This window comes from Ferviditalea candida, from assembly GCF_035282765.1.
GTDB classification, from domain to species: Bacteria; Bacillota; Bacilli; order Paenibacillales; family KCTC-25726; genus Ferviditalea; species Ferviditalea candida.
Genome location: NZ_JAYJLD010000028.1, coordinates 13181 through 30441, shown reverse-complemented (window position 1 = coordinate 30441; position 17261 = coordinate 13181). Strand labels below are relative to the sequence as shown.

At 52.7% G+C, this 17261-nt stretch carries 14 protein-coding genes; 7 read left to right on the top strand and 7 right to left on the bottom strand.

The annotated features are described in order from the left end of the window. The first annotated feature begins 5 nt into the window (after positions 1-5). The gene (locus tag VF724_RS16055; RefSeq protein ID WP_371755272.1) at positions 6-977 is read left to right on the top strand and encodes a carbohydrate ABC transporter permease; all 972 of its coding nucleotides are present in this window, start codon (positions 6-8) and stop codon (positions 975-977) included. 2 nt (positions 978-979) lie between these two features. Then, entirely contained in the window at positions 980-1810 is an 831-nt protein-coding gene (locus tag VF724_RS16050; protein ID WP_371755271.1) for a carbohydrate ABC transporter permease, read from the top strand. A 27-nt stretch (positions 1811-1837) separates the two neighbouring features. On the opposite strand, the gene VF724_RS16045 is transcribed toward VF724_RS16050, so the two are convergent. The 3 genes from VF724_RS16045 to VF724_RS21565 all read right to left on the bottom strand — a co-directional run bounded on the left by VF724_RS16045 (position 1838) and on the right by VF724_RS21565 (position 4106). Beyond that, complete coding sequence (locus tag VF724_RS16045) at positions 1838-2518, bottom strand: response regulator (RefSeq protein ID WP_371755270.1); 681 nt, start codon at positions 2516-2518, stop codon at positions 1838-1840. Next, positions 2515-3444, bottom strand: coding sequence for a sensor histidine kinase (locus VF724_RS21570; RefSeq protein WP_442788071.1), 930 nt, complete (start codon positions 3442-3444; stop codon positions 2515-2517). Before VF724_RS21570 ends, VF724_RS16045 begins: the two co-directional genes overlap by 4 nt. Before the next feature lie 104 nt (positions 3445-3548). After that, the gene (locus VF724_RS21565) at positions 3549-4106 is read right to left on the bottom strand and encodes a sensor histidine kinase (RefSeq protein ID WP_442788070.1); all 558 of its coding nucleotides are present in this window, start codon (positions 4104-4106) and stop codon (positions 3549-3551) included. A 227-nt stretch (positions 4107-4333) separates the two neighbouring features. On the opposite strand from VF724_RS21565, the gene VF724_RS16035 reads away from it, so the two are divergent. The 4 genes from VF724_RS16035 (at position 4334) to VF724_RS16020 (ending at position 8958) form a co-directional block, all read left to right on the top strand. Continuing rightward, positions 4334-5407 carry a tripartite tricarboxylate transporter substrate binding protein gene (locus VF724_RS16035; RefSeq protein ID WP_371755269.1) on the top strand — a complete coding sequence of 358 codons (1074 nt, stop codon included), beginning with the start codon at positions 4334-4336 and terminating at the stop codon, positions 5405-5407. Positions 5408-5472: 65 nt separating this feature from the next. Beyond that, entirely contained in the window at positions 5473-5997 is a 525-nt protein-coding gene (locus VF724_RS16030; RefSeq protein ID WP_371755268.1) for a tripartite tricarboxylate transporter TctB family protein, read from the top strand. Further along, positions 5942-7468, top strand: a complete 1527-nt coding sequence (locus VF724_RS16025) for a tripartite tricarboxylate transporter permease (protein ID WP_371755267.1) — start codon at positions 5942-5944, stop codon at positions 7466-7468. The genes VF724_RS16030 and VF724_RS16025 overlap by 56 nt, the downstream gene beginning before the upstream one ends. Before the next feature lie 203 nt (positions 7469-7671). Next, complete coding sequence (locus VF724_RS16020; protein WP_371755266.1) at positions 7672-8958, top strand: MFS transporter; 1287 nt, start codon at positions 7672-7674, stop codon at positions 8956-8958. A gap of 35 nt (positions 8959-8993) precedes the next feature. On the opposite strand, the gene VF724_RS16015 is transcribed toward VF724_RS16020, so the two are convergent. Genes VF724_RS16015 through VF724_RS16005 form a run of 3 tightly spaced genes read right to left on the bottom strand, consistent with a single transcriptional unit; the run spans position 8994 to position 13847 of the window. Next, positions 8994-9482, bottom strand: a complete 489-nt coding sequence (locus VF724_RS16015; RefSeq protein WP_371755265.1) for a GtrA family protein — start codon at positions 9480-9482, stop codon at positions 8994-8996. Next, positions 9451-10416, bottom strand: coding sequence for a glycosyltransferase family 2 protein (locus VF724_RS16010; protein ID WP_371755264.1), 966 nt, complete (start codon positions 10414-10416; stop codon positions 9451-9453). Before VF724_RS16010 ends, VF724_RS16015 begins: the two co-directional genes overlap by 32 nt. 29 nt (positions 10417-10445) lie before the next feature. Beyond that, positions 10446-13847 (bottom strand): glycosyltransferase family 39 protein, encoded by a 3402-nt coding sequence (locus VF724_RS16005; protein ID WP_371755263.1) that lies wholly within the window; start codon positions 13845-13847, stop codon positions 10446-10448. Between the two features lie 455 nt (positions 13848-14302). Here VF724_RS16005 and nagZ point away from each other — a divergent pair, with 455 nt between their 5' ends. Next, positions 14303-15907 (top strand): beta-N-acetylhexosaminidase, encoded by a 1605-nt coding sequence (gene nagZ / locus VF724_RS16000; RefSeq protein WP_371755262.1) that lies wholly within the window; start codon positions 14303-14305, stop codon positions 15905-15907. A 106-nt stretch (positions 15908-16013) separates the two neighbouring features. On the opposite strand, the gene VF724_RS15995 is transcribed toward nagZ, so the two are convergent. Continuing rightward, complete coding sequence (locus VF724_RS15995; protein ID WP_371755261.1) at positions 16014-17099, bottom strand: C40 family peptidase; 1086 nt, start codon at positions 17097-17099, stop codon at positions 16014-16016. Positions 17100-17261: the final 162 nt, after the last annotated feature.

Here is a 17261-nt window from a genome sequence, read left to right as displayed (position 1 = left end):
ATGGATTGCTGCGGTCATTGATGAGTATCCGGCAACCTCGCCTACCGTTCATAGGAGGGCGGGGTTGTTTGATACCTTTTACGGGGGGGCTAAAATTGCAAGTATCACCTAATCACAATCGTTCCAAATTGGCCTATTTGTTTATCGCTCCAGCGTTAATATTAATTTTGCTTGTTGTTTTTTATCCCATCCTTAATACTTTTTATATTTCCTTGAACAGTGTTAATGCCCTTGGCAATCCAACCGGTTTTAACGGTTTTGCGAACTATACAAGTTTGTTTGCGGATCCGGAGTTTTGGGATATCACAATACGGACGGTGAAATGGACCGTTTGGGTTGTAGTTATCACTACATTAATAGCGCTTCCAGCAGCAATTGCTCTCAACCTGCGCTTTCCAGGTCGAAAGCTGGCTCGAGGAATTCTGATTGTTCCTTGGGCGGCTTCATTAATGATCAACGCCATAGCTTGGAAATGGATTTTCGACGGCCAATACAGCATTATCACCCATATGCTTCAACAGCTTGGAATTACGAAAGAGCAAATCATTTGGCTCGGCGATCCGAAGCTTGCTTTCATCATTATTATTTTTGTGGGGATTTTGGTTAGTGTTCCTTTTACGACATTGTCTTTATTGGCAGGACTCCAATCGATCGGCAATGATCAGTATGAGGCGTCTGCAGTAGACGGCGCAAGCTTTCTTGTTACCTTTTGGAGAATTACGCTTCCCCAGCTGCGACAACCGTTGACTGTTACTACACTTCTCAATGTCATTTATGTGTTTAACAGTTTTCCGATAATTTGGATCCTGACTCAAGGCGGCCCCTCATTTAAGACGGATATATTGATAACTTACTTATATAAACAAGCTTTTCAATACAGCAACTTCGGCGGGGCGTCAAGCATGGCGGTAATTACCTTCCTCATCCTGGTGGTCTTTGCCTGGCTATTCCAAAAAATTACGTTGAAGGAGGACTAACTGTGTATATTGAAGGAAGATTGCCGCGTATGATTTTGCTCAGCTTTCTGCTTGTCGTATTAATATTCATGATTTTTCCGTTTTTTATTATGATTTTAACAGCCTTGAGACCTCTTTCAGAGATTTTCAGATTTCCTCCGACTTGGTTTCCGCAAACCTGGCGTTGGCAAAATTTTGTGGATATATGGACACATGTCCCTATGTCGCGCTATATGCTGAACAGTCTTATAGTTGGCATCGGGGCCACCTTGTTAAATCTGGTTGTGTCGATCCCCGCCGCTTATGCTTTGGCGCGAATGCAATTCGCCGGCCAAAGCATTTTCCGGAACATCATACTCTATACCCAAATGTTCTCTCCCATTGTGCTCATTATAGGTCTTTTCAAAACGATGGCTTCGCTAAATATGTTAAATACCTATCAATCTTTAATACTTACTTATGCCGCCTTAGGCATTGCGTTTTCAATTTGGTTCCTGACATCCTTTTTTAAAGCGATTCCGATCGAAATCGAAGAGGCCTCCCTAATAGACGGCTGTTCCAAATTAGGCGTTCTATTCCGCATTGTACTGCCCATGTCATTACCTGGTCTGGTGGCAACTACAATATTCGCATTCATCTGGGCGTGGAATGACTTCATGATTGCTTTGACATTCATGTCCAAGCCGGAAATGCAGACCCTCCCGTTGGGTATTTACTCGTTTGTCGGCCAATATATGGTGCAATGGCATTATCTCATGGCCGCAGCTATTCTTACGACCATTCCTGTTCTGGTACTGTTTCTCTACATTGAAAAATATCTCGTTCAAGGGCTTACGTCCGGTGGAATTAAATAATGTAATATGAAATCTCTATAGAGGGTTTCAATTTACCGTTCGGTAGATTCTTTCCGGTCGGCCCACGGTGCCGTAGGACACATCCGCTTTCAGTTTGCCGACGGAAACCAGGTATTCCAGATACCGACGCGCGGTTGTGCGGCTGCTGCCGATTCTGACGCAGATATCCTCGACGGTAAATGCTGCATTCGATTGTTCCAAATACAGTGTGATTTTTTCCAGTGTCAGCTTGTCGATGCCTTTGGGCAAATCCGATATCGGGATTTTTTCCTGCGGGCGCCTCAACAACAGGAGGTCTACCTGTTCTTGATCGACCTGCCGGTTACCCTGCTCGATGTTTTTTCTGAACAGAATGTAATTTTTCATTTTTTCCGCGAACGTATTGAAAATGACCGGTTTGATGATGTAATCGAAAACCCCGCCTCGGATCGCTTCGCGAACGGTGTCCAATTCCTTGGCGGCCGTAATGATGATGACATCGGTATGGCGGTGCCTAAGCCGGATATGCTGAAGCAGCTGCAGTCCGTGCATATCCGGAAAGTACAAATCGAGCAGAACGAGATCCGGTTCGAATATTTCCAGCTGTTCTTTGGATTGTTCCTCATCGGTTGCAATGCCGACGACCTGAAGCCCCCCGATTTTCTCCACAAACCGCTGGTTGATGCGGGCTACGCCGAGATCATCCTCCACAATAAGCACCTTAATCATAGAATGCCCGTCCTTTTTTTGGGGAGCACCACGGTGAATAATGTTTTTTCCCCCGGATTGCTTTTATAGGAAATATATCCGTCCAATTGATCGATGGCCTGTTTGACCAGCGCCAAACCAAAGCCCCGGTGTTTTCCCGCCTTGGTGGAGAAGCCGGTCTCGAACATTTGGTCCGCGACATCGGGAGGAATTCCCGCTCCGGAATCTTCCACTTCGATAATAAGATCATCGCCGAGATCGGTCAGGAAAATGGTGATGTTTTTGCTGCCGTTTCCGTTTTCCAGCGCCGCCTCGAAAGCATTGTCAAGCAGATTTCCGATAACGGTCAATAGATGGTTGCGGCTGATTTCCGCAGGCACATCGCGGAAGGAGCTGTTTCTGTCGATTTCCAGCTCGAGCTTGAGCTCTTTGGAATGATTGAATTTGCCGATCAAGAGGCCGCCGATGACCGGATCGGGGATTTCCCGCATGATGAAATGAATCAGATCCTGCTGGACATCCGATTCCTTGGCGATGAGCTCCAACGCCTCGTCATAGGATTCCAGCTGGATCAAACCGGATATCGCGTACAATTTGTTCGAATATTCATGGGTTTGGGCGCGCAGGGTTTCCGCGTATTTTTGGACTTGGGATAATTTTTCGGATAAAAGATACAGCTCGGATTTGATGCGGAAGGTGGCTACCGCTCCGATCACGGACTCGTGGCGGTCCAAAATCGGCAGCCGGTTGGCGATCACGGTTTGATCGCGGATGACCATTTCCCGGTCAAATTCGGTTTGTCCCGTTTTGATGACTTCGGGAAGCCGTGAAGAGGGGAGCAGCTCAAGGATCGGCTTGCCGACAATGTTCTGATATTCCTCCAGACCGAGCATTTGGGCGGCGGCATGATTGGCCATTGTGATCCTCCCTTGTTGATTGACGGCCAGAATGCCTTCGCGGATCGATTCCAGTATGGCCTGTTTCTCTTGATATAAACGTCCGATTTCCTCGGGCTCCAGGCCGTGAATGGACCGTTTGACCCGATTGGCGATCAGAATGGAGCCGATCGAACCGAACAGCAGGGAAAAGAAGGTGATGAGTATGATGTTGTTTCTGATTTCTTGGCCTCTTGGTTGATGTCGTCAATCAGGAAGCCGACGGAGACAACCCCGACGACCTTGCCGGTATCATCCAAGACGGGTGTCTTTCCACGCAGAGATAGTCCAAGGGTTCCCTGCGCCTCCGAAACGATCGACTTCCCTTCAAATACCGGCCCATTATCGCCGCCGACCATTTCTTGCCCGATGCGTGCGGGAACGGGATGCGAATAGCGGATGCCCTGCTTGTTGCCGACCACGACGAACTCCGCGCCGGTTTCCCTGCGGATCGTTTCGGCGATGGGCTGGATGACGGCCGAAGGATCCGGATCGTCAAAGGCTTCGCGAATGGCCGGAATCGACGCCACGGTCTTGGCGATTTGCAGGGCGTTCGAGCCGGTCTTTTCCTTCAATTGAGAAGTCCACATCTCATTGAAAAAGAAAGCCTGCACGGCAATGATCAAAAACAGCAGCGAACAGATAAACAGAATCAATCGGGTCTGAAGACGCAACGGCCGACCCCCTTAATGGAAAACCTGATCTTGTTAACTCATTTTAGCGGAATCGCGCGTGCTCGGGAAGGAGATATGCGCGATATTCTTCAGCGGAGTCTGAGGTTTTTATGAACAAAATATACAAAATGAGTTAAATTGATCTTATTTTCGTAAACTTTCCCGGAGTGGGGAACTGTTTTATAGTCAATTTGAAAACGCTATCAATAAAAAGGGGAGGAAGTTCGATGTTCAAAAAAAGATGGAAGCTGGCGGTTTTAGCCGCAGCGGTTGTTTGGGGACTTGCAGCTTGCGGCGGAGGAAACGGGAAGGAAGCGGCGAAGGACGCTCCCGCTCCGGCAGAGACGCCGAAGCAGGAGGCGGCTAAAACCGAAGCCGTCTCCAAATATCCGGAAAAGCCGATCGTGGTGGTCGCGCCTTCCGGAGCCGGCGGCGGCTGGGATATGACCGCCAGATCAATCGCCAAGGTCATGGGCGCCGCCAAAATCGTCGATCAGCCGATTACCGTGGAAAACAAACCGGGCGGCGGCGGAGCCGTATTCTTGGCCGAATATGCCACGAAGGGCAAAAACAATGATTATGCGTTGATGGTAAGCTCTCCGCCGATTTTGATCAATAATTTGAAAAGCGAAGGCAACAGCCCGTACGGATATAAGGATACGACGCCTCTGGCGCAGCTGACCAAGGATTTCGGCGCCATTGCCGTAATATCGGATTCCAAATTCAAGGATTTGCAATCGGTGATTGACGCCCTGAAGGCAGATCCCACACAAGTGACCGTTGCCGGCGGTTCGGCTCCGGGCTCGATGGATCACCTTGTTGCCGTGCTTCCCGCGTTCAAGGCCGGAGTCGACCCTAAAAAAGTCAAGTATGTTTCCTATGACGGCGGCGGAGAGGCGTTGACGGCGCTGCTCGGCGGAAATGCAGACGTGCTTGGAACGGACGCATCCAGCCTTACGGAATATATGAAAACCGGCAAAATCCGGATACTGGCCGTTGAGTCGCCGGAGCGGCTTGGCGGAGACTTGAAGGATGTCCCTACTCTGAAGGAGCTGGGCTTTGATGCGGAGTTCGCGATTTGGCGCGGCGTTTTCGGCCCGAAAGAAATGAGCCCTGATGCCAAGAAATATTGGCTGGACAAATTGAAGGAAATGTCCGACAGCGATGCATGGGCCAATGAAGTGCAGGCGAAAGGCTGGGCCAAAGAATTCAGAAGCGGCGACGATTTCAGTGCCTTCCTGGGACAGCAGGAAACCTTGGTCAAAGATATGCTCACCTCATTGGGCATGGCGAAGCAGTAATAGATAGAGTGGATTTGTGGATGAATCATCGCAGGTAATTAAAGCAAGCAAGGGAGGATTGAACCTTGAACAAGACATTCGACCGATATGCCAGTATCGTCTTGATGGCATTCGGGACTATGTTTGCATGGCAAAGCACGAAAATTTCCGCAAGCGCATACGGCAGCGTCGTCGGGCCAAATGTGTTTCCGTTTGGCCTCGGGCTTATTCTGGTCGCGCTTAGTGCAGGTCTGTTGTACGGAACGTTTCGGTATAAGCAGGAAGAGCGCGAAAAGACGCCGATGCATTATAAAAAATTTTGGATTATCGTTTTCTCGCTCACTCTGTACTGTGTTTTCCTGGAACAAATCGGGTACGTGATCGGCACATTCCTGTTTCTGCTTGTCGGGTTTCAAGCCATGCAAAGAGGAAACGTATGGAAATCAGCGATCATTGCCGCCGTGTTCTCATTCGTCATTTATTACTTGTATGCGGTGCTGCTAAACGGAACGCTCCCTGGCTGGCCCGTATGGTTTACGCATTGGAGGTTCGATTATGGAAGTTATTCAGTTTTTGCTCAACGGCTTCAGCATCGCGCTGCAGTGGCATAATATCTTGTTCGTATTATTGGGCGTGGTGATCGGATCCGGAATCGGAGCGCTGCCCGGTCTCGGTCCGATGAGCGGCGTGGCGCTATTGATGCCCTTCACCGCCGCGTTGACGGGGGGGCTTAATCCGGAAGACGCAGCGGCCAGCGCGATCATTCTGTTGGCCGGAATTTACTACGGCGCTATGTACGGCGGCTCGATTTCGTCGATTCTGCTGAACACGCCGGGTGATGCGGCGGCCGTCATGACAACGCTCGACGGATATCCGATGGCCAAACAAGGACGCGCCGGAGCAGCCTTGACGATTTCGGCCATCGCTTCGTTCAGCGGGGGCATCGTCTCGCTTTTCGGATTGATTTTTCTGGCCAAGCCGCTTTCCGACGTGGCGCTTCGCTTCGGTCCGGCGGATTATTTCTCGCTGATGATCCTTGGTTTGGCCGCGGTCAGCGGACTAGCCGGGAAATCGATGACGAAGGCGCTTATCATGACCGTAATCGGTTTGTTGATGGCCACGGTCGGCATCGATAAAGTATCCGGTGTCGAACGGTTCACGTTCGGGCTTCCCGAGATCTACAACGGGATAGAATTTTTGACGGTCGCGGTCGGTTTGTTTGCGCTTGGCGAAGTGTTCAAGACAATTTTTGAAACAGACATAACGGGGGCGGCCATCTCAAAAATAGCAAGCTTCTACCCCACGAAACAAGATATGAAAGACAGCGCCGGCACGATGATTCGCGGTTCGCTGATCGGATTCTTCACCGGCGTTCTGCCTGGCGCGGGCGCGACCATTGCGTCTTTTTTCTCCTATATCGTGGCAAAGAAACTCAGCAAGCATCCGGAGAAGTTCGGCAAAGGCGCCGTCGAAGGCGTAGCGGCACCGGAATCGGCGAATAACGGTGCGGCGGGCGGAGCGATGATCCCGATGCTGACGCTCGGTATTCCCGGGTCGGGAACGACCGCCATTCTCATGGGTGCCCTGATCATGTACAACATCCAACCGGGTCCGCTGCTGTTTGAAGAGCATCCCCGGGTTGCATGGGGCCTGATTGCCAGTATGTTTGTCGGCAACTTTGCGCTTGTGTTGTTAAATGTTCCGATCGTAAGGGTATTCGCCAAGTTGATCGTAACACCAGCAAAATATCTGATCCCGTTCATTATCGCGATTTCCGTGTTCGGAGTTTACACGGTGCAGCTTTCGATTTTCGACTTGCTGCTGATGACCGGCTGTGGAGTGGCCGCCTATTTTCTGGCGAAAAACGATTTTCCTCTAGCGCCGCTCGTGCTGGCCATTGTGCTCGGTCCGATGATCGAGAACAACATGCGCCGCGCGCTGACGATTTCCAATGGAGACTTCATGATTTTTCTGAATAAACCGGTGTCTGCAGTTTTTCTGATTGGAGGAGCGTTATGGCTGTTGGTGCCCGCCATCCTGAAACGGTGTAAGAAAACGAGCGCCGGTTGTGAAAGCCGATGAGTCGTTCCGGCCAGGAGTATAACTATGGAAAATTCCAACGGATAGCGATCATTAGCTTTTCTTCGAAAAAATCTTCGAACCCGCTGTAAAAGTGGAGTCGGAGATTTTTTTGCGAGATTCGAACGTGGAGAAGTATAATGGAAACATCTAAGAATGCGGTGAGTGTAAGAAATTAATCATTCACTGGAAATGGAGCGAGATGAATGAATAACCGCCATAAGCGAAAAACGCGATTCGGACTCAATTCGACCATAGTCGTGCTCGGACTCGTCAGCTTGTTTACGGACCTGTCCAGCGAGATGATCATCCCTGTGCTGCCGCTGTTTCTGACCTCCGTGCTGCATGTGCAGGCTGGAGCAATCGGCGTCATCGAGGGGCTTGCGGAAAGCACGGCGAGCGTGCTGAAGCTGTTCTCCGGCTGGTTCTCCGACCGGATCGGCAAGCGCAAGCCGCTGATGGTTTTCGGCTACGGCTTGTCCAATCTGGTAAAGCCGCTGTTTGCCGTCAGCGCATCCTGGGGGCAGGTGCTTGGCATTCGCTTGGCCGACCGATTCGGCAAAGGCCTGCGCGGAGCGCCGCGGGACGCGCTGCTGGCGGACGTCACCACGCCTGCCGACAGGGGCAGGGCGTTCGGCATTCACCGCGCCATGGATACGTTGGGCGCGGCGATCGGGCCGTTCTCGGCGTTTTGGATTCTTGCCGTTTTTGACAATAATTATCGGGCGGTGTTCTGGTTCTCCGCCATTCCGGGCGTCCTTGCGGTGGCGCTGCTTGTGTTTCTGCTGAAGGAAAGAAAAGCCGGGGCGCATGGAGGATCGGTTGGCGAAGCGAACGTAACGGATTTGACGAACGGAGAAGCGGAGAAGAATGAAGCGCCGCAAGCAGATACGCGCGGTGAGAAAGCGACCGCAGCACGCTCTCCGCAGCCCCTGCCGAAAATCGGCTTCAAACAACTGAGCAGCAAATTGAAGGGCTTCACATTGGCGGCAACTGTATTTGCCCTGGGCAATTCCTCCGACGCTTTCTTGATCCTGCGGGCACAGGATGCGGGGATGGCGGCGGTCTGGATTCCGCTGGCCTATTTTGCTTTCAACATCACCTATACGCTGTTCTCGGTGCCGGCGGGCATGCTTTCCGACCGGATCGGCAGGCGTCCCGTCATCGTTGCCGGCTATTTGATTTTTGCGCTGATTTATCTGGGCTTCGGCTTGGCGTCGAATGCAGGCTGGATCTGGGTGCTGTTTATCGTTTACGGGGTGTATTACGCTGCGACGGAGGGTATCCAGAAGGCCTATGTCGGGGATCTCGCCGAACAGGGCGGAAGAGGGCTGGCGATGGGCACGTTCAATGCGCTGACCGGGCTAGCCGCGCTGCCGGCCAGCATCATCTCGGGGGCATTATGGCAGATGTACGGTCCGATGGCCGCATTCGGCTTCAGCAGCGCGCTTGCCGTGGCTGCGGCGGGGTTGATGGTGTTCATGAAGGTGTAGGGGCTCGCGATGCCTAAGCCGGTCGCAAAAGAATGTCAATGCGATGCGGTTTTATTCGGCCCGTGTGCTTCGGCTTCATCCGGCCTGCGCGCTGCCGCGAAAGCCGGATTGTGCCGTTCAGGGGCAAATACCAGATGCTTGTAGCCGAAGTAGTTCAACAAGACGGAAACGGTCAAAGTCACAAGCTTGGCGGCAAGCGCATGGACTCCGAGAAGGGCGTGCAGCGCATACAAGGCTGCGGTGCTGACGGCGAAGGACGTCAGATTGACCGACAGGAACCGCAGCGCTTCCCCCCAGCCGGGCTTTTCCCTGTACTGAAAGGTCCACACTCTGTTCAGCAGGAAGCTGTTGGCGATTCCGGCCGAGTAGGAGACGGCTTGGGCGAAGTAGACATTCAGGCCGGCGGCGTTGAGCAGCGCAAATACGGCAAAATCGACTCCCGTATTGATGAGCCCGACGGCATTGAATTTCACGAACCTGGCCAACTCGCGCTTAATCTTGGCTGTCTGTTCCGTTGTCCTCATATCCAAACCCCACTTTGTCGTTCAAAATATATAAAGGCCTGTTTTTCGATTCGTCATAAATCCTTCCGATATACTCCCCGATGATCCCCAGAATGATCAGCACGATCCCGTTGAACAGCAGGTTGACCGCCACGATCGAAGACCATCCCGGCAGGGTGGTTGTCGTGAACAGCTTCTGGTAAAGCACGATCAAGAGATAAAGAAAGCTTGCCGCAGATACCGTAAATCCAAGGTAGGAGGCGAGCCGGAGCGGCTTGTAAGAGAATGAGGTGATGCCGTCCAAAGCGAATTTCACCATTTTTCTGAGCGGATATTTGGTAGTTCCGGCAAAGCGCTCCTGACGCTCGTATTCAACCGGGGTTTGTTTGAAGCCGACCCAGCTCACCAGCCCGCGGATAAACCGGTTCTGTTCCTTCAAGCCGTTCAACGCGTCGCAAACCTTTCTGTCCATCAGGCGGAAGTCGCCGGTATCTAGGGGGATGTTCACATTCGTCATCGAGTGGAGCAGGCGGTAAAAAAACAAAGCGCTCGCTTTTTTGAACAGGGTTTCTCCATGCCGCTGAATCCGTTTCCCGTAGACGACGTCATACCCCTGCTTCCATTTATCGATCATCTGCAGAATCACTTCCGGGGGGTCTTGGAGATCGGCGTCGATGAGCACGACGGCTTGTCCGGAAGCATGCTGCAGCCCGGCGGTAACGGCAATCTGATGTCCGAAATTGCGGGAGAAGTCGATCAGTTTGATGCGTTTGTCCGCTGCGCAAAGGCCACGGATGAGTTCGGCAGAGCGGTCGCGGCTGCCGTCATTTACGAAAATCAACTCAAAGGGCTCGCCGGTGGCGTCCATCACTTCCAGCAGTCTCCGGCTGGTTTCTTCAATGCACTCCTCTTCGTTATAGACGGGAACCACTACAGAATATCGGGTACGGTTCATGCTGATCTCTCCTTCAAAATAGCTTTCAATCAGTAAAAATGCCAAAACGGAAACCATCTCAGAAAATACGCCGCGTAATCCCGGCTTACGACGGCTCCCGAAAGAATCGGATAAAACATCGCAAACAGCACGAATACGGCGGCAAGGTAGCTGTATGCGAAAATCCGGAATTTGCGAATGCTGCGAACTTGTTCTTGAATATCTTTCAGTATATATGTGGTCAACAGGATGATAAAGGGCACGGATGCGAAGAAATGGTAAATGAACGTCAGCCGCGGCACGAGCACCCATGGAAGATATTCGGAACCCAGCGCGATCAGCAGAAAGAGCACAAGCCGTTCTTTTCTCAAAAAGCCGATCACGGCGGCGAACACGACTGCCAGGGAGCCTATCCACCAGACGGCGGGATTTCCCATGGACACGATGCTCGATATCATCCCGTCAGGCAGGTCGCTCCCCTGGAAATACCAGATCGGCATCAGCATCATCGGCCACTGCCACCATGGGGAAGCGAACGGATGGGTGGAGACCAGATTTTTGTGATAGTTGTACATGTATTTCTGCGCCTCGATCAAATCGGCGAGCCCGTGATGCTTGCCGGAAACCATAAAATACGGAATGTACGCCAATACATAAATGATCGCCGGAATGACAATGAAGAATGCGACGCTCCAGAGCAGGGTAAGCAGCAGATTTTTGGGAAACGTGCGGACGATGCGCTCGAGCATCGGATCCTTTGAACCGGAAACGGAATCGGCCGATTCCTTCGGGCTGCCGGAGACAACCGGGGGCTTCGGATCATCCGGGACATCCTCACGGTCCGAATCATCCCCGGGGTCAGAGCCGTCGGGATGCTGCCGCAGCTGTCTGTTGGCCGCGATGTACTCTTTGAACCTGCCGACCAAGTGGATGAAATAAATCAGCGCGAGGCCCGCTCCGCCATAGATGCTGATCCATTTGCTGGCGGCGCCGAGGCCGAAGAAAAGTCCGGAGAGAAACAGCGGAACCAAGGTTTTCTTCAGACCGTCGACATGGAAATTCAGGTTTACGTACCGGTACATGTAGTAGAACATCAGAATGATGAAAAATACGCCGTACACATCGATCGTGGCGATGCGCGTCTGGGCGAAGTGCATAAAGTCAAAGGTCATCAAAAAAGCGGCGATGAACGCAAATTCGGTGCGTTTGAACAGCTTTTTGCCGAACAGATACATCAACGGGATCATGGCGATGCCGAACAGCGTGCCGACGATCCGCCAGCCGAACGGGACCAGGCCGAACAGGGCGATTCCCAGTGAAATGAATATTTTTCCGAGCGGGGGATGGGTGGTTTCATAGGGCTCCATCCGGTGCAGATGCTCGTAAGCCGTTCGGGCGTGATAAACTTCATCGAAATAGGAACTGTTCATGAACGATGGATGCAGCGGAACGGTTTGCTGCTCGTCGAACAGCCTGTCCGGGTTCTCCTCCCCTTGTTTTGCCGGTACGGAAGCTGTGATGCCTAGGATCGGCAGGGGGCGGTCCGAATCCTTCTGAAAAAAGCCGACCTCATGCAGGGCGGCCCCCGTCTGCTGGGCCGTGATCCGGATGTAGCGGGCGGAAACGTTCAGATCGGTTTCCTCCCATTTAAAGACGGTGGGAACCTTGAGTTCGATTTCCGTAACCGGATACCAAGAGACGGCGTCATCCGACCGTTCGATCCGGTAGCGGCCTTCGGCGATCCCGGCGAACCACTCCATCCGGGCAAGCTGCTTTTGCGCGCCGAAATCCGCCTGCACGCTTGAGCCGATATTGTGAGGATACCAATAGGTCTGCGGATCCTTGAACGATCCGAGGTGGTACAGCGCGATTGCCGCATAAGCGAGCGTAAGACCGGTCAACAGCCATTTGTCGCGGCGGCTCAGCCTTTCGTTCCGCTGCTCCCGCGGCTGAGCCGGGCCCGCCGAAGCGACTTCCGGCAGCGGGAGCCCGGGCGCGGAGAGCAGCCCGCCGGCATTATCGCCTCTGTCCTCAGCTTTGACGGCCGGTTCCCGGAATACGGACAAGGACGCGGAGAGCTCGGCGAAGCCCGGATTGGTCAAGCCGGGCAAATCGGTCCGGGTTCGCTGTCCGGCATGCGGATTCCAGCCGATTTTGACGGCGTAAACCAGCAGCGCCAGATTTCCGAAAGAAAGGATTATCATCAGAATATCATTTTTGGAAAGCCAATAGTTTTGGCCAAGACTGAAATAAAACACGTAGGCAACGTTGACGAAATGTGTAAAGCTCAGACCGATAAAAAGATACAGCAATCGTTTGTTTTTGAATTGTATATATGAGAGAAGCGACAAAATGACGGCGGGATACAGGTATCTTTCGTGCATGCCCGACTTCAGATTAAAAACGAGAAGCATGAGCATCAGCGCGGTGAGTATATATTTGCCGGAATCCCGGCCCCGGAGAAAGAGGACTGCCGTAAAGATGACCGAGAGAGCCATGAACAGCCAGCTCCAGGCCGAAGCGTTCAGGAAAAAGGACATTTCCGCGAGCTGCGTGCCATTGCCGCCTGCCAACGCATATAAATTAGAGGCATTGAGCGAAGCATAGGGATAAGAGGCGAACATGGCCCGGTAGTGGTCGACGATCCACAGCGGGGGCTTGTCCACGACGAACGGCAGGATGCTGAGCGCGAATACCGAAAAGCCGGAAATCAGCGAGGCAGCAGCGGATTTCAAGGTTTCGGCGGGAGAGCGTTTGGCGGCCGTTTCGGCAAGCGCGAACAGGAAAATAGGCGCAAACAGGAAGGCCTGGGGCTTGACAACCAGGGCGGCTGCGAATAAACCGGCCGCTGCGGGGATGCGTTTGCGCATAAACGCAAGAACCATCAGCACAACAATCAGCGTAAATATGGAGTCGATTTGCCCCCACAGCGTCGAATTGAGGTAGATGCCGGGATTAAATACATACAGCGCGGCCAGTATTCTTGCCGCTTTCGCATTTTGCGATTTGCGCGCCATACGGTAAATCAACCAGCCTGCGGCTGTATCCGCGGCAATCGACGGGAGTTTCAGCAGAACGCCGGAAAGCGGCGAGTCATAAGGGATGGACAGGAGCTGATGGATAAGGCCGATGAAGTATAAAACATAGATGTAGCCCGGCGGATAATCGGCGAACATTTGCCCGTCGTAAAAACGGGAAAGTCCGCCGGAAGCCGCATGCTGCGCCCACTGGCTGTAATCCGCGAAGTCGATCGGATGTCCCGGGATGAACGGGGCTGTGAACAGGCGGAATAAGAGGCCCGGGAGCAATATCAGAACCCACAGACGGCGGTCGTCCGCGGATTGCGATAAGCCAGACGTGCGCTCGGCCAGCCTCCGCAAGGCAAGCGCACACCAGGCGGCATAAACGATTCCATAAACGAGCATGAATGAACTGTAGACGGGATGCTGCATATTTTCAACCTTCCGGAATCAAAGTCACAACAAATCTATCATAGTAGATTTCGGAAAATTTGTGAATGATTCCGTGGGCGTAAATTCATTGGGAATAGAGCTCGGGATATATGCAATACTTTGAATTTCGAAATTTGCAGTTGCAGTTCTTCCGCCATCTTGGAAAGCGGGGCGCGGAGGCGGTAATCTCCTCCATGGAAGCCTGCTGACCACCTCATGCATTAAATAGTAGCTTTCAAGATTGGGATCAAGGATGAGATTGGAGGTGTCCGCCACATGATTGATAAACGATGTAATCTCGGAAATCAGCTCCGTGTGTTGATCAAAGCTGGCATTGGGCTGCAGGTCGAACGCGCTTTTTTTTTTTTTTTGAGATCCTGCCATTTTCTCGGAGAGGTAGAAGAAGCGAAAATTTGGGAAACACTTAAACACAGTAAAGGTGGTCGATATCGAGTATGAAAATGAATTCACTCCAATTAAAAGAGAAAATCGGCCAGATGTTTATGGGCGGTTTTCACGGGACGCAGCCGTCGCGGGAAATTTTGACCCTGATCGATGAATACCGGATCGGAGGCGTCATTTATTTCAAGAGAAACGTCCGCGAGCCCGAGCAGGTGTGCAGATTGTCTGCCATGCTGCAGAAAGCGGCGGCGCGCAGCTCCGGCCTTCCGCTGCTGATTGCCATTGACCAGGAGGGCGGGATGGTTACCCGGATTGAAGAAGGGATCACGCCGATGCCGGGCAACATGGCGCTCGGCGCAGCGGGACAACCGCAGTACTGCCGTGATGCCGCGCGCATCGCCGGAGAAGAGCTGCGACTGTTGGGCATTAACATGAATTTTGCCCCCTGTATCGATGTCAACAACAATCCGGATAATCCCGTCATCGGGGTTCGTTCCTACGGGGAGAATCCGGAGCTTGTCGGCAGAATGGGAACGGCGGCGATTCTGGGCTATCAGGAAGCGGGTGTGGCCGCTGCGGCCAAGCACTTCCCCGGGCACGGCGACACGAATACCGATTCGCATCTGGACTTGCCGATGATCCGGCATTCCATGGAACGGCTCCATGCGGTGGAGCTTGTTCCGTTCAGACAGGCCGTCGAGGCGGGTGTGGATGCGATCATGACCGCGCATATTGTCTTTCCCGCTTTGGAGCCGAAACCGATACCCGCTACCTTGTCGCGCAGGGTGATCGAAGGGCTGCTGCGGCGGACGCTTCGCTACGAGGGAGTCGTCGTGACGGACTGTTTGGAGATGAAGGCGATCGCGGATAAATTCGGCGTTGAGGAAGGAGCCGTTATGGCCGTGGAAGCGGGTGCCGACATTGTGCTCATCAGCCATTTGTTCTCCAGGCAGGCGGCAGCGATCGAGGCGGTCCTTCATGCTGTGGAGAGCGGAAGAATACCGGAAGCGCGGATCGATGAATCGGTGGAGCGGCTGCTCCGGCTGAAGCGGAAACGGAATATGGGCACTGCCGTTGATGGCTGCGCGCAGATCGGGGGGCGGCTCGCCCTGCCGGAATCTTGGGAAGTCTCGCGGCGGATCACGGAAGACAGTATCACCGTGGTGAAGGATGAGGGCCAGCTGCCGCTATCTGTCGAAGAAAAGACTTACGTCGTCTGGACGGATGTGGCGATCACCAGCGAAGTCGATGATGTGTTGGAGCAGGAAATGACGCTGGGGACAGCCTTGTCTCCGTTTATCAAGACGATCGCGGAAGACAGAATCGGATTGAATCCGGGCGCGGAAGAAACGCGAAAAATCCTTGAAACGAGCCGCTCGTTCAAACAGATCGTATTCGTGAGCTATAACGCCGCATTCAATCCGGGGCAGATCCGGATCGTCAAAGAACTTGCCGGCCGGAAGGATGTCCGGTTAGCGGTTGCGTCAACGCGCATTCCGTATGATCTGCAGCATTTCCCCGAGGTCAAAACATACATAGCGTGTTATGAAAACCGCGCGCTGACGATTCATACTCTGGCCAAAGTGCTGATGGGACAGCTTGAGGCGCGCGGCGGACTGCCGGTGACGATCTCTAAGCAGTACCCCTCCGTGCGGTAAGCGGCGGCACGGTAAGGCAAACAAAAAGGAACCGCGAAAATTGCGGTTCCCGAGAGTGTGTCTTTGATTTGTGTTCTGAAAGGTCGAGCCAATTTCATCGCGGCCCTTAGTCAATGACGCTGCCGCCGTACATGAAGCGCAGTGCCCAAGTGCTGCCTTCGAGCTTGTCGATGCGGACACCGCCCGATTTGTTGGAATATGTCTGAATGATCTGGCCGTTGCCGATGTACATCGCGACGTGGGTAATTCTTTGCGAGAGCTTGTCGATACCGGCATAATCGGAAGCTTTATAGCCTTTGTATGACATGAAGAAGAGCAGGTCGCCCGGCTGCAACTGATGCCAGTCGGTCACGATATTGCCGCGCTTTTTGACAAAATCGCCCTGCTGCCTGGAATCGTAAGGCAGCCAAACGCCAATCCCCTCGCGATAAGCGGTTCTCGTCAAATCGGAGCAGTCGAAGGTATCGTTATTGTTCCGATTGGAGGCGAATTCATAAGGCGTTCCAAGGTATTTCTTGGCTGTATCGATGACCTTTTGGATTTTTTCCGAACGGGTCTGGTTCGATCCGGTCGAGCTTTGATTCCCGGAATCCGCAGGTGCGGACGATTGGGTGGCGCCGCCTGTTCCGGAAGAAGGACTTCCGGAGGAAGGGCTTCCACCGGAGGGTTGTCCGTTGAATTCGACATATTGGCTGAGCGAACTAACGTAACCGACGGTGCCGCTGCTGTCTTGGGCTTTATACCAGTATGCGTTCACTTTTTCAAGGATCGTGATGCTCTCTCCCGTTTTCAGATAGCGGATCCGGTCGCTGCTGGTTGAAGGGCTTGTCCGGAATGACACCGAGCTTACGACAGTTGCTGTGCTGGAATCCGTCGAAGCGGGTTCTGCGTGGGTCGGGCCGGTCTGCGGTACAGTCGATAGTGTTTGTATGTATTTATCGGAGGTGCTTACGTATCCGATTTGGTTGTTGTGATCTTTGACTTTATACCAATAATTGTTGACCTGCTCCAAGATCTCGACGGTTTCCCCGGATTGCAAGTAACGGATGCGCTGTCCTGAAGTGGAAGGAAGCTCTCGGAAATTGACGGTGTTAACAATCCGGGCTTGCGCCGTTTCTGCATGAGAAGGTGGCGGGAACGAGCCCGCGATCATGGCTGCTGCCATCAGTGCAGTCAGGCTTTTGAATTTCATGGTAGATCCTCCCGTATGATAAAATTATGAAAGATATGAAATTCTGATATGAAATTTTCAAGTAAACAGCTGCTGACAGGTTGAATAGACTCGCAAATCGGAATTTTTGGAATGAATTCGCCTCCTGGTAAGTGGAATGAGCACATTTCCATCGTAACATAG